The organism is Jeotgalicoccus psychrophilus DSM 19085, assembly GCF_000425845.1.
In the GTDB taxonomy this organism is placed as follows: Bacteria; Bacillota; Bacilli; order Staphylococcales; family Salinicoccaceae; genus Jeotgalicoccus; species Jeotgalicoccus psychrophilus.
Genome location: NZ_KE384466.1, coordinates 11,458 through 24,597, shown reverse-complemented (window position 1 = coordinate 24,597; position 13,140 = coordinate 11,458). Strand labels below are relative to the sequence as shown.

General features: G+C 39.3%; 12 protein-coding genes. 9 read left to right on the top strand and 3 right to left on the bottom strand.

The window, feature by feature from the left end:
• Window positions 1-456 precede the first annotated feature (456 nt).
• The 3 genes from H625_RS0112225 to H625_RS0112215 are packed head-to-tail and all read right to left on the bottom strand — an operon-like array spanning window position 457 to window position 2,204.
• Window positions 457-1,272 carry an RluA family pseudouridine synthase gene (locus tag H625_RS0112225; protein ID WP_026860178.1) on the bottom strand — a complete coding sequence of 272 codons (816 nt, stop codon included), beginning with the start codon at window positions 1,270-1,272 and terminating at the stop codon, window positions 457-459.
• A gap of 1 nt (window position 1,273) precedes the next feature.
• Window positions 1,274-1,777 (bottom strand): thioredoxin family protein, encoded by a 504-nt coding sequence (locus H625_RS0112220; protein WP_026860177.1) that lies wholly within the window; start codon window positions 1,775-1,777, stop codon window positions 1,274-1,276.
• A gap of 19 nt (window positions 1,778-1,796) precedes the next feature.
• Complete coding sequence (locus tag H625_RS0112215; protein WP_026860176.1) at window positions 1,797-2,204, bottom strand: disulfide oxidoreductase; 408 nt, start codon at window positions 2,202-2,204, stop codon at window positions 1,797-1,799.
• A 112-nt stretch (window positions 2,205-2,316) separates the two neighbouring features.
• Between H625_RS0112215 and H625_RS0112210 the strand changes: the two genes are divergently transcribed.
• The 9 genes from H625_RS0112210 to yhaM all read left to right on the top strand — a co-directional run bounded on the left by H625_RS0112210 (window position 2,317) and on the right by yhaM (window position 12,995).
• The gene (locus H625_RS0112210) at window positions 2,317-3,426 is read left to right on the top strand and encodes a GAF domain-containing sensor histidine kinase (protein WP_026860175.1); all 1,110 of its coding nucleotides are present in this window, start codon (window positions 2,317-2,319) and stop codon (window positions 3,424-3,426) included.
• Window positions 3,427-4,059, top strand: a complete 633-nt coding sequence (locus H625_RS0112205) for a response regulator (protein ID WP_026860174.1) — start codon at window positions 3,427-3,429, stop codon at window positions 4,057-4,059.
• 158 nt (window positions 4,060-4,217) lie between these two features.
• Entirely contained in the window at window positions 4,218-5,540 is a 1,323-nt protein-coding gene (locus H625_RS0112200) for a dicarboxylate/amino acid:cation symporter (RefSeq protein ID WP_026860173.1), read from the top strand.
• A 225-nt stretch (window positions 5,541-5,765) separates the two neighbouring features.
• Window positions 5,766-6,212, top strand: coding sequence for an XRE family transcriptional regulator XdrA (xdrA, locus tag H625_RS0112195; RefSeq protein ID WP_026860172.1), 447 nt, complete (start codon window positions 5,766-5,768; stop codon window positions 6,210-6,212).
• Window positions 6,213-6,298: 86 nt separating this feature from the next.
• Window positions 6,299-7,429 (top strand): DUF445 domain-containing protein, encoded by a 1,131-nt coding sequence (locus H625_RS0112190; protein WP_026860171.1) that lies wholly within the window; start codon window positions 6,299-6,301, stop codon window positions 7,427-7,429.
• Between the two features lie 53 nt (window positions 7,430-7,482).
• Window positions 7,483-7,833: a YlbF/YmcA family competence regulator gene (locus tag H625_RS0112185; protein WP_035786020.1), complete on the top strand. Its 351-nt coding sequence runs from the start codon at window positions 7,483-7,485 to the stop codon at window positions 7,831-7,833.
• Window positions 7,834-7,924: 91 nt separating this feature from the next.
• Window positions 7,925-9,109: a metallophosphoesterase family protein gene (locus H625_RS0112180; protein WP_026860169.1), complete on the top strand. Its 1,185-nt coding sequence runs from the start codon at window positions 7,925-7,927 to the stop codon at window positions 9,107-9,109.
• Between the two features lie 7 nt (window positions 9,110-9,116).
• Window positions 9,117-12,044: an ATP-binding protein gene (locus H625_RS0112175; protein WP_026860168.1), complete on the top strand. Its 2,928-nt coding sequence runs from the start codon at window positions 9,117-9,119 to the stop codon at window positions 12,042-12,044.
• 12 nt (window positions 12,045-12,056) lie between these two features.
• Entirely contained in the window at window positions 12,057-12,995 is a 939-nt protein-coding gene (gene yhaM, locus H625_RS0112170) for a 3'-5' exoribonuclease YhaM (RefSeq protein WP_026860167.1), read from the top strand.
• Window positions 12,996-13,140: the final 145 nt, after the last annotated feature.

The following is a 13,140-nucleotide window of genomic DNA, read 5'->3' as shown; positions in this document are numbered from 1 at the left end:
ACTTTTATATAATAGTGATATTTTTAATTTATTACTAGCTATTTATTCGACATGGTAGTCCGGAGGCGTTTGAGTTACGATGTGCATTTTACATGGTAGTCCGGAGGCGTTTGAGTTACGATGTGCATTTTACATGGTAGTCCGGAGGCGTTTGAGTTACGATGTGCATTTTACATGGTAGTCCGGAGGCGTTTGAGTTACGATGTGCATTTTACATCGTGGTCCGGAGCTGTTTTGAGTTACGATGTGCATTCGACATCGTCATCCGTAGCCGCTTGAGTTACGATGTGCATTTTACATCGTGGTACGGAGCCGTTTGAGTTACGATGTGAACCCAACATCGTCATCCGGAGCCGTTTGAGTTACGATGTGAACCCAACATCGTCATCCGCAACTCAAAATACAGAACAAAAACAAAAAAACCTGCTCCCACAATGGGAGGCAGGTCAGAATCTACTATACGTTTAGCGATACGCTGATTTCTTCGTCTGTAATCGGGTGTATGAATGATACTTTGTAGCCGTACAAGTGAAGGTAGGGTGATGGCGGTCCGCCATACAGTTTATCTCCAACAAGCGGGGCGTTTAAGTGTTTCATGTGAGCACGGATTTGGTGCGTACGTCCCGTTTCCAGTTCGATTGTCAGTTCTTCGTACTTGTCTGTAACTGTTTTTCCTGTGATATGAGTAACAGCATCTTTACCCGTTCTCGTCACATGGAAAATATTCGTATGCGGCATTTTACCAAGTGGAGCACTGATTTTCTGAACAGCAATTTTACTGTTTTTCTTAACGTGTCCTATGTAAATGCGTTTGATGTTATTTTCAGCAAGCATATAGTCGAGCATTTTTTTCATATATGCGTTTTTAGCCATCAGTACAACTCCTGTTGTATCCACATCAAGACGGTGAACCGGTTCGACATAGTCGCTGTCAACAGTGTTAATAACATCGTTAACAAGCGTATTATGCTCTGTCGGTTCATTCGGATGTACTTTTTGGCCGGGCGGTTTAGATGCAATCAGCAGGTTTTCATCTTCGAAAAGAATAACCGCTTTTTTAGTACTCTTTTTATAGCTGCTTGGTTCACTGAAGTCAGGTAGTGTAACAGTATCACCAGCACTGAGTGCAGTTTTTACCGGCTGTATTTCATTATTAATGAGGATGTCCTTTGACATACGCAGCCAGTGCAGTTCTTTTTTAGGAATATGGAGTGCGATAAGCATTTCTTCCAAAGTAGTTTCATTGAATTTCTCAGGTACGATAAATTTCATATTATTCTCCTGCTGCTGCTGTCATAAATTCTTCGAAACCTTCAGGTGAGCCTGGGTTACCTTCTAAACGTTCAACTTCTTCACCGTTTTCAAAGTAAATAAGTGTTGGTGTTGCATTAATGTTCCAAGTTTCCCAAGCGTCTTCATATTCTAAAACGTTAAGTTGTGTTACTTCGCCGTCATTGCTGTCCAGTGCCTCAGTCAGAAGCGGTGTTGCTTCCTGACAGTGTGAACATGTCGGGCTCCAGAAGTAGACGAATTCGCCTTCGCCTGAATTTACTATTTCTTCAACTTCTGCCGGTGTTTTGTTAGCCTGATAATTTTCATCATCCAGCAGATCGATTGTCGGTCCTGTCAGTTCATCTGGTTCTTTATCAGTGTAAGGGTAATACCCTGAATCACTTAAACTTTCCGGATCTGATGTCTGATTGTTCATAAATAAAAATACTCCTACGAATACAACGACGATTAAACCAATAATGCCGTAAAAAATCTTATTGCCCATAATTAATAGCTCCTATTCTTTAATCTTTTTTAATGAAGAATGATAAAATGAAAATAATGATGAATGCAGTCAATGCAAGAAGCGGGATAGTAATAAAACCAGCCCAATTTATATATTGTACTGTACAGGAGACACCCATACAAGCATTGGCGCTGTCACCGAGTGCCGGAATTTTCTGCAATGCGTAATGATATGTAGATACCAGTATGCCAATTCCGCTCATTACACGGACGTACAGCCCGGCATTGATATCATTTTTAATGATACCGATAAACGACAGCAGCACAATCGGATACATTAGAATACGCTGGTACCAGCACATCTCGCATGGCTCATACAGTCTGACTTCACTGAAGTACAAAGAACCGAGCATAGCGATTAGTGACACGATAAAAATCATTTGCATATACAATTTGTTATTTTTCATATCAGTGCCTGACCTTTCATTTTTGTTTTGTAACTTACTTTTTTATTATAAGTGCTAATCACTGTATTAAGTGTAACAAATTTCTTACAATTTATTAAAAGAGGTGTCAATTGTGAAAAGTAAACTGCAGCTGTTAAAAGATATCGCAGAATTTTTAAATACGGAGACACACCGCCAGTCGATGATTGACGGGGCTTTAAAAATGCTCATTGATCATTCCAGCTTTAAAACCGGCTGGATTTTCTTTATTAATGAGGACGGTAAACATGAACTGAGTGCGCATTACCAATTGCCGCCGACACTGCAGCGTGACAGTAATACTTATCTTTGCAATGATAAATGCTGGTGCGTAAATAAATTTAATAAAGGTGAGCTGTCAAACGCGACAAATATTGTCGCCTGTTCAAGGCTTGAAAAAGCTGCACGGGAAATGCCGGATGAGAACGATAATATTACGCATCATGCCACAGTGCCGCTGATTTCCGGTGATGAATCTTTCGGCTTATTAAATGTAGCCACTCCATACAGCACCAAATTTCAAAAAGATGAATTGGATCTGCTCGAATCCGTTGCATTTCAGCTCGGTTCTACATTAAAGAGACTGGATTTAACAACGCGTGAAAAAGAAAATATGATTATTAAAGAACGCCAGCGGCTTGCACGGGAACTGCACGATTCTGTTAATCAGATGTTATTTTCCATCGGTATTACTTCACATGCGGCGAAAGCTTTAAAAGACAGCGAACAGACCCGTCTGGCTTTTGAAAGAATAGAAAATACATCGAAATATGCAATGAAGGAAATGAAGGCATTGATATGGCAGTTGAAACCAATTGGTCTCGAAAACGGTATTATTGAAGCGGTTAAACATTATGCTAAGATTCTTGATTTGAATATAGAAATTACCGTCAATGGATTTTATAATATAGCGGATGACATGGAAATAGAGCTGTACCGCATCATGCAAGAAGGCCTTAATAATATTAGGAAGCATGCAGGAACAAAAGATGCACAAGTACTGCTGGAAATTACAGATGAGGAGCTCATGCTCGTTATCAGTGATAAAGGTCAAGGATTTATTCCGGCTGAAAAAATTGGCCTGAGCCACGGTTTAACAAATATGCACGAACGTGTTCATAAGATGAACGGCGCACTCGAAATTAAATCAGCTAAAGGGCAGGGCACCATATTAATTACACGTTTAAAACTCGGAGGGAATTAAATGTACAATATAATTTTAACTGATGATCATCAGGTGGTAAGAGAAGGCATGAAGTTTTTATTATCGACGACATCGGATATTAATGTAGTAAAGGACTTTGACAACGGTGCTGAAACACTTAAATATCTTGAAAATAATCACGACAATATTAATCTTGTATTAACAGATCTCGTTATGCCGGAAATGGACGGCATTGAACTGACTAAATTATTAAAAGAAAAATATAAGCATATTAAGGTGCTTGTGCTGTCGAGTTATACGAGCGAAGAATATATCCGGCCTGTTTTTCGTGCAGGTGCAGACGGCTATATTATTAAAGAGATGGAAGTCGATGAACTCGTTCAGTCGATAAAAAATGTTATAGAAGGGGACAGAGTTGTTCATCCTGATATTTTAAAGGTTATCGATGAAAAAGGAAATCTGCCGCATGAACGAAATATACTGTCGAGAAGAGAAACTGAAGTTCTAAAAGAAATTGTTAAAGGGCAGTCGAATAAAGAAATCAGCGAGGCACTTTTTGTCAGTGAAAAGACTGTAAAAACTCATGTCAGTCATATACTGAATAAACTGGAAGTTTCAGATCGGACTCAGGCCGTCATTTATGCAATAAAATTCAATATTATCGATTTTTAGAGCAAAGTGAGAAAAAAAGTTTAACTCATGAGAACGCTTAACCATACGGTTTTAAGGGGTTTAACAATAATTTTACATTAAATTTTATGGACAAATCTCCGATGCTCAAAGTATACTTGAATACATGTTCAATGAATTATTAGCTTAGGGGGATACATATGAAAATAGGAAATAAACTCACAATCTATATTGTAATCGCTTTAATTGCGGGGATTGCAGTAGGTTCAATATTTAATACAATGGCGGATGCGGCGTGGGTCCAGTGGATTGATCAATACATATTTAACGTGTTAGGACAAATATTCTTAAATCTTATCTTTATGGTTGTTGTTCCAGTCGTATTCATTTCTATCGTACTGGGTGTTGTCAGCGTTGGGGATCCGAAAACACTTGGCGTTATCGGTATTAAAACGATGATGTTCTATCTGGCAACAACAGCAATTGCGATTTCACTGGCAATTGGAGTTGCACTTATACTGCAGCCGGGTGAAGGACAGGCAGACTTACTGAATACTGAAGAAGTATCGGAGTACCGTTCAACAGAACTTGAAGGCGGAGATACTGAGCTCGCTATGCAGACAACATTTGATCAGACTTTAATTAACATTATTCCGGACAATCTGTTCATGGCGATGGCTGATCAGAATATGCTTCAGATTATTGCATTTGCAATCTTCATCGGTGTCGGCTTAATCGCTGTTAAAGAAAAAGCATCAGGCATTGTTAAACTTTTTGAACAAGCTAATGAAGTGATTATGTGGATTGTTCTGGCAATTATGAAATACTTCGCTGCACTTGGTGCATTTGGTTTAGTAGCTACTGCATTTACACAGGCAGGGTTTGGCGCAATCCAGCAGCTTGGAATGTACTTTATCTGTGTACTGTTAGCATTGTTTATTCACTTTGCTGTAGTGTACGGCTCTGTAGTACAGTTCCTTGGGAAGAAAAGTTTCGTATGGTTCATTAAAATGTTTGCACCTGCAATGTCAGTGGCTTTCAGTACATCATCATCAAGCGCGGTGTTACCGGTATCACTAGAAACAGCGCAGAACAAACTGGGAATACGGAAGAGTATCTCAAGTTTCGTACAGCCTTTAGGTGCGACTGTAAATATGGATGGTACTGCAATTATGCAAGGTGTTGCGACAGTGTTTATCGCACAGCTGTCAGGTATTGATTTAACAATCGGGCAGATGGTAACAGTTGTAATTATCGCAACAATCGCAAGTATCGGTACAGCAGGTGTTCCGGGTGTCGGACTTGTAATGCTGGCAATGGTATTAACGGCAGTAGGACTGGATCCTGCAGCAATTGGTATTATTATCGGTATCGACAGACTTCTTGATATGACACGTACAGCGGTCAATATTTCAGGTGATGCAACAATCGCACTTGTTATCGATCATCAGCAGAATGTTAAAGAAGGCAAGTTCATTAAAGGTAAGAGTAAATACGTAGACGGTAAAATCGTTAACAAATAATTAATAGTAAAAGAAGTATGACCGGCAGTTTATTATTGTCTGTTCATACTTCTTTTTTATATTTTAAGTAGAATGAAAGAAATTGTTCAATAGTGAATAATTAGTGAATTTTTTCATAATCTCTTTAATTTGTAATGATTATCATTTACAATATATATCAGGTAAATTGATATACAAGCATGATTGATTAAGTTTTAATCGCGGTGCTATGAAGGGACGATTTTAATGGATAAGCAGGAATTTACAGAGATTCTACAGTCTAAGTTCAAGATAGTTCGGACGGAGGCTGGATACACCCAGGATGCTATGAGCCATACCATTGGATTATCCAAAAAAACGCTGGTACAAATAGAAAAAGAGCGAATATTACCTAACTGGACAACATGTATCTCGCTTTGTGCACTGTTTAGAGATAGTGAAGTACTGACGAATATTTTTGGCGGAGATCCACTGGAGCTGACACAGGTATTATCACGCGGCTCAGCAATATACCCAAATTATGAAAAAGAAAATATATATTGGGAAACGCTTGAATCAAATAACGGCTTTAAATTAGAATTCAACAAAACGAATTCAATTTACAGAGTGTTAAATGCAGATAACCAGCCGGTTCATGCATCATATATTGAAAGAGAAATAAGAACTTATTTCGAGCGCAAAAGCAATCGATAAATTCCAGGCACCCGCAAGGGTGCTTTTTCTTTAATTTCTGCAAAAAGTAATATATAGTTATTAAGCTGATAAGGGGTGAAATAGTAATGAATCCAGTAACTCAGGTTTTTCTGATGGCATTAATTGGTGCACTTATCGGAGGAACGACAAATACAATCGCAATTAAAATGCTCTTCAGACCGTACGAAGCAAAATATTTATTTGGGAAACGTCTGCCCTTTACACCGGGTGTTATACCGTTACGGCGCGACGAAGCATCGACTAAGCTTGGAGAGATTATAACAGGGCATCTGTTAACGCCGGAAGTATTCAAAGAGAAACTTAATAGTCCTGAAACTGATAAATTAATTATGCACTTTATAGATAGACAGATAGAGACTATTGAAACTGAACGCCTGACACCGGGTTACTTTTTAGAACGGCTGTCAGCAGGACTGACGGATAAAATTGTCGATTCATTTAATGAAGAAATCCGCTCTAAAGTTACCGAAGAGGGCACGAAGCTTTACGATAGAAATATCGATGATATCATGCCGCCTGATGCGTTGAATGCTGTAGACTCAAAAGTCGCCCATCTTGCGTATGATATAAACGAAAAGCTGGTGCAGTATATTTCTTCAGATAAAGGGTTCAGTGATATTTATACGATGGTTGATGAGTTTACCGAAAACAGAGGAAGACTCGCACGCAGTATAAAATATGTAATGACGAAAGAATCAATGACTGAACGTGTTCAGACGGAACTGCTGAAGCTGATTCAGCAGGAGAAAATGATTGATATTGAAAACCGTGTGATTGAAGATGAGTATAATAAATTGAAACAAAGCGGGTTATCGGAACTTGTAACCGGCTCCGACCTCGATAATATTTTAAACAGTATAATAGAAGTACTGCAGCAGAAAATCGATATTAGACAAATATTGAATACACCGATTACTGATTTCAATAAAGAATTATTTGAGCGTTTTAAAGAAAAAGGGAAATATAAACTTAAAGATAATTTTATCGATTACTCAGGTAAAAACATGAGTAAAATTATGAATAAGCTGCAGCTTGCAGAAGTGATTAAAAAACAGATCGACAGTTTTGAATTAAGTAAACTGGAAGATCTCGTCATGGATGTTGCAAATAAAGAATTCAAAATGATTATGATGCTTGGGTATGTACTCGGCGGAATTGTCGGAATTGCACAGGGGATATTAGTATTGTTTTTCTAAATAGTAAATTTGTGTTAATGTAACAATATCAAACTTAAAGGAGTTTTATATTAATGGTTAATGTATACGATCAGGCTAATGCCCTTGAAACAGCATTACGTGAATCAGAAGAATTTCAGCAAATGAAGGATCTTTACAGCAAAGTGAACGGGGATGCTGAATCAAAACAATTGTTTGATGAGTTTAGAGAACTCCAGATGACATTACAGCAAAAACAAATGCAGGGCGAAGAACTTTTAGAAGAAGATATTCAAAAAGCTCAAAACTCAGCACAAGAAATTGAAAATGATGAAAACATTAAAAGTTTAATGGAAGCTGAACAGAAAATGAGTCAGCTTATCCAGGACTTAAACCGTGTTATCATGAAGCCTATCGAAGAGCTTTATGAAATTAACAATCAATAGTTAAAAATATCAGTTGAGAGGCCATGCTGGCCTCTCTTTTTTGTTATAATGTTGAAGAATAGAGTTTTTTTCCGAAGGAATGGTGAACCCAATGGTAAAATTTATCCATGCGGCAGACCTGCACCTGGACAGCCCGTTTAAATCCCGGTCTAAAATGCCTAACAATATACTCGAAATATTAATGACAAGTACATATAAAAGTGTCTCGCGGATGGTCGACTTCGCTATTAAAGAGAAAGTAGATTTTTTACTTATATCAGGTGATATTTTCGATCAGTCGAACCGTTCTTTAAAATCTGAAATTTTTCTGAAGAAGGAATTTAACAGATTAAAGGAGAAAGGTATATTCGTCTACATGATTCACGGTAACCACGATCCGATTTCTTTTGGCTTTAAAACAACGTGGCCGGATAATGTTTCTGTGTTCAAAGAGAACGTTGAAACATATGAAATGCTGAGTTCAAAAGGTGAACGTATTTATCTGCATGGCTTCAGCTATCTGCTGGATGAATCATACGAAAACAAACTTGATGAGTATCCGACGAATACAGATAACCGCGGCATTCATATCGGCCTGCTGCACGGAACGTATGCGAAAACGAAATACGAAGCGAAGCGCTATACGGAATTTAATTTAGAAGCACTGAACAACAAGCTGTATCATTACTGGGCACTTGGTCATATTCACGTGCGATCGCAGCTGGCAGATTTACCGCAGGTTCATTATTCAGGAAACATTCAGGGACGCCATAAAAACGAAACCGGTGAAAAAGGATTTCTCCTTGTTGAAGGGGATGACGTTTCATTGGCGGCAAACTTCGTGCCGGTTCAGGAAGTAATCTTCGAAAATCTGGAGCTCGATACTGAGTCGCTTAGAAAAGAAGAACTTTATCAGCAAATTGTCGAATTTAAGCAGGGGCTGAGAGAACAGAGCAAGTACATCGTTAATCTCCAGCTGAACTATGACGGAGAAGATGAAATTTCTCAAAGTGACTATGCTGAGCTTATTGATCTCCTGCAGGAAGACGAAGTTAATATTTCTCAGTTCGTCTGGATTGATAATATTAAAGTCTCATATAATAATGAAGAGCAGATAGCAGTGCTGAAAGATATTAAGAAGAGTTACTCAGATAATGAAGAGTTATTCAGAAGCGCGGTTAATACTATGTACATGGATCCGAATATTAACCGGTACCTGCCGCCAATTGGTGAAGTATCTCCGGAAGAACTTCTCAAAATGGGTGAAGATCGTCTGAAAATGTTGATGAGGAAGTAGTGAAATTATGAGAATCCTATCAGTTAATATATACGGTTACGGAAAAATTATTAAACAGGAATTTAATACGAATCAGGATTTCGTTCAGATATTCGGTGAAAATGAAGCCGGCAAGTCGACGATGATGTCATTTATCCATTCGGTACTGTTTGGGTTCCCGACTAAGAAAGAACAGGAACCCCGTCGTGAACCGCGTATGCATAACTTATACGGCGGCAAGCTGACTGTTAAATTTAAAGATGAACCGGAGCCTGTAGAAATAGAAAGACTTAAAGGCAAGGTCCAGGGCGATGTAAAAATTTACTTTAAAGACGGTACAACAAAAGGTGAGGAATGGCTCACTAAAAAAATGAATTATATAGATAAGCGTACATACCGCTCAATCTTTTCATTTGATGTGCTTGGGCTCCAGGATATTCACAAAAATATGACGGAAGACAAGCTGCAGGAATACCTGCTTCGTGCAGGAGCTCTCGGTTCTCACGAATATGATGAGATGCTCGGCGCAATCGATAAGGAGCTTAAATCTCTCTATAAAAGAAACGGCATTAATCCCGTCATTAATACAGAACTCGAAGATTTAAATGAGCTGAGCGATAAAATCCGCGGACTTGAAAAGAACGAGGATGAATATAAAACGCTGATTAATGAACAGGTTAAAACGCTTGAGAGCTTAAATTCCAAAAAACATGCACTCCATCAGATGGAATTAGTCCGCAAGCAGAAGATGAAAGAAGTTATGTATCATAAAGATATTAAGGACTGGAAGCAGCTTGAGAGCAAACTTAATATCGAACCGGTAAACTTTCCGGAACGGGGTATTGAACGCTATGAATCACTGCGTAACCACGTTAAGCAGTCTGCTAAAGATATTGGACTGCGGCAGGAAAGGCTTAAAACACTGATTGCTGAAATTCAGCATGTGAAGCTCCCTGACAAAACGATAGTAAGCTATTTAGAAGCGCTTCAAAAAGAAGAACCTGAAATTAAACAGCAGAACTTGGAAGTTATGCGTTTATCGAATTCGGTGTCAAATCTTGAAAATGATATATTAAATCTGCAGAAAGATATCGGCTGGAAAGAGGAATATCCGGATGTTGATGACTCAAACATCGTCCGTGAATCGGTGCAGTCGCTGCTGTCGAAATACGATGAGATTATGCTGGAAGAACAGTACTTAATTCGTGAAATTGACCATCTGAGAGCGGATATAAAACAGCTCGATGCAGAGATTGAAGAATCGTCACAAAATCAGATTGACGATCAGAGAATGAAGAAAAAACGTGAAGTGCTGGACCGTGAGTTTGAACTGACTGAGAAGAAGCGGATGTATCAGCTGATCGAAAAAGATTACGAGCGTGAGAAACGTGAACGTGACAGAGTTAAAAACTGGCAGGCAGCGCTGATTATTACAATCAGTGTGATTTCAATCGCAATCGGTGTAATGTTCATTATTAATAACAGCTATCTGTACGGCGGCCTTGCACTTGCTGTCGGAGCAGCAGCATTGTTTATCCTCGTTATTACAAATAACCGGGAACAGGATACGCTGAAGACCGATTATCAGCTTGAAGTCGACTCGCTGCAGGAAGAAATTAATGAACTGAAAAGCGAGTACAATATCGACTTTGATATCGAGGATGCGAAAGACCTGCGCCAGGAGCTGAAAGGGCTGCGTGCAAAACGTAATTCGTTTGCAGTTAAACTGGATGACCTGAAAGAAACGCTGTCGGTTAACGAAGCGAATCAGGATCATTTGAATATCCAGCTTTCTGAAGCGAAAGCGAAATTAAAAGTAAATCCTGAACTTGACGATAAGTATATTGTCGATGCGATATATACAATCCGTCAGATTAAACAGAAGCGTCATCAAATCAACCGCGAACAGCAGCAACTCGATAACAACAATCAGAAACTGAATGATTTCGATACGCGTGTAAGTGAAGAAGTGAGTGCATTCGGCATCCATTACAACAAAACATCGATATTCCATGAAGCAGCTCAGCTGGCTTTAAAACTGAGTAAAGACGAAGCGGCATATTACAGCCTGCGAGAACAGGCCAATCTGCTTGAGAATGAAATAACAGTTCTTGAAGAAAGAAACAGCACATCACAGCGTGAACTGAACCAGCTCTTAGACTATGTCGATGCGGATGACGAAGAAGAATACTACTACTATGCAAGAAAACATAGTGAGTATGTCAGTAATGTTACCCGCTTTAAAGAACTCAGCGATAAACTGGATGAAGAACATTTCGATTACGATCTTAGAAATGAACTGTCGGGACGTCTGCTCGCAGACTTGAAAACTGATGAAGATAATATCAGTGCACAGCTGGATAGTTTAAATGAACAGATTCAGCTTGAACAGCAGTCACTTGTTGAAATTAACAATGAAATCAAGGTGCTGGAAAGCGACGGCAAGCTGAGCGAACTGAATCACCTCTACGGTATGCGTAAAGGTGTTGTCCAGAGCCTGGCTGAAGAATATATGTCGTTAGCATATATCCGCATCTTAATTGAGACGCATATTAAAGCGATCAAAGATGAACGTCTGCCGATAGTTTTAGAAGAAGCGAGGGAAACATTTGAATTTGTAACGAAAGGCCGTTATATTAATGTCATCTACAGTGACGAAGGCATTTTCGTGAAACATAAGAATGGCCAGGTATTCCATCCGCTTGAACTGTCTCAGTCAACGAAAGAGATGCTGTACATCAGCTTACGTCTAAGCCTTATCAGAGCACTAAAAGGCTACTATCAGCTGCCGATTATTGTCGACGATGCATTCGTTCATTTCGACAGCGAACGTACAAAAACGATACTTGATTACTTTAGAAGTAAGTCAGACGACCAGGTACTGTACTTTACATGTAATTTAAATACGAGCATACCATCAGCTCAAACGATTAAACTGAAAGAAAAAACGAAGTAGGAGGGTTCAGTAATGAATAATATTTCATCATTACAGCCTGGAGATTCTGTAGATACATTTTTCCTGATTAAACGCAGTCAGCAGGGCGTGACTACACAAGGCAAACCATACATGACAATCGTGCTGCAGGACAAGACGGGAGAAGTTGAAGCGAAACATTGGAACGTCTCACCGAAAGACATCGATGTACTTGTTCCTGAGGCGTTAGTTAAAGTAAAAGGCGATATTATCGACTACCGCGGCAAGAAGCAGATGAAGATTGCAAACTTCCGTGTGGCAACACAGGAAGACGGACTGGAAGCTAAAGACTTCGTAGAAAAAGCACCGATTGACGGTGAAGAACTATACGATAAAATCTTAGACTACTGTCTGAAAATAGAAAACGGCAGTCTGCAGCGTATTACACGCCAGCTGCTGAATAAATTCCGTAAAGAGTTCTCATACTATCCGGCAGCAATGACGAACCACCACGACTTTGTGTCGGGACTGGCGTATCACGTCTACTATATGCTCCGCGTGGCAGACTCATTATGTGATATTTATCCGACGTTAAACAGAAGCCTGCTATTCAGCGGAATTATTCTCCACGATATCGGCAAAGTAAAAGAATTGAGCGGGCCAATCGGCACAACTTATACTAACGAAGGAAACCTGATCGGACATATCGTAATCGCAACGGAAGAAATTACAAAAGTTGCAGATCAGCTGAACATCGAAGGCGAAGAAGTGATGTTACTAAAACACTTAATTTTAAGCCATCACGGTAAACTTGAATACGGTTCACCGAAAGTACCGATGGTTAAAGAAGCAGAAATTCTGCACTTTATCGATAACATCGACGCGCGTATTATGATGATGGATAAACATATTGATAAAGCAGATAAAGGTGCATTCACGGAAAGAATTTTCCCGCTTGAATCACGTAACTTCTACCGTCCGGAAAGTTTTTAATAGAATTAAATTAGATCCCCGCAGAGATGCGGGGATTTTTTTGGTGGTGGTGTGTAAACCGGGCGCGTTGGATTTACAACGGGGAAACGCCGTTGTAACCCGGGAGCGTTGGATTCATAACAGGGGAACGCCGTTGTTAACCGGG

Coding starts and splice junctions, on each gene's coding strand:
- xdrA (WP_026860172.1), top strand. CDS start 5,766: ATGGATAAGCAGGAATTTACAGAGATTCTACAGTCTAAGTTCAAGATA.
- H625_RS0112180 (WP_026860169.1), top strand. CDS start 7,925: ATGGTAAAATTTATCCATGCGGCAGACCTGCACCTGGACAGCCCGTTT.
- H625_RS0112205 (WP_026860174.1), top strand. CDS start 3,427: ATGTACAATATAATTTTAACTGATGATCATCAGGTGGTAAGAGAAGGC.
- yhaM (WP_026860167.1), top strand. CDS start 12,057: ATGAATAATATTTCATCATTACAGCCTGGAGATTCTGTAGATACATTT.
- H625_RS0112225 (WP_026860178.1), bottom strand. CDS start 1,272: ATGAAATTTATCGTACCTGAGAAATTCAATGAAACTACTTTGGAAGAA.
- H625_RS0112175 (WP_026860168.1), top strand. CDS start 9,117: ATGAGAATCCTATCAGTTAATATATACGGTTACGGAAAAATTATTAAA.
- H625_RS0112200 (WP_026860173.1), top strand. CDS start 4,218: ATGAAAATAGGAAATAAACTCACAATCTATATTGTAATCGCTTTAATT.
- H625_RS0112190 (WP_026860171.1), top strand. CDS start 6,299: ATGAATCCAGTAACTCAGGTTTTTCTGATGGCATTAATTGGTGCACTT.
- H625_RS0112220 (WP_026860177.1), bottom strand. CDS start 1,777: ATGGGCAATAAGATTTTTTACGGCATTATTGGTTTAATCGTCGTTGTA.
- H625_RS0112215 (WP_026860176.1), bottom strand. CDS start 2,204: ATGAAAAATAACAAATTGTATATGCAAATGATTTTTATCGTGTCACTA.
- H625_RS0112185 (WP_035786020.1), top strand. CDS start 7,483: ATGGTTAATGTATACGATCAGGCTAATGCCCTTGAAACAGCATTACGT.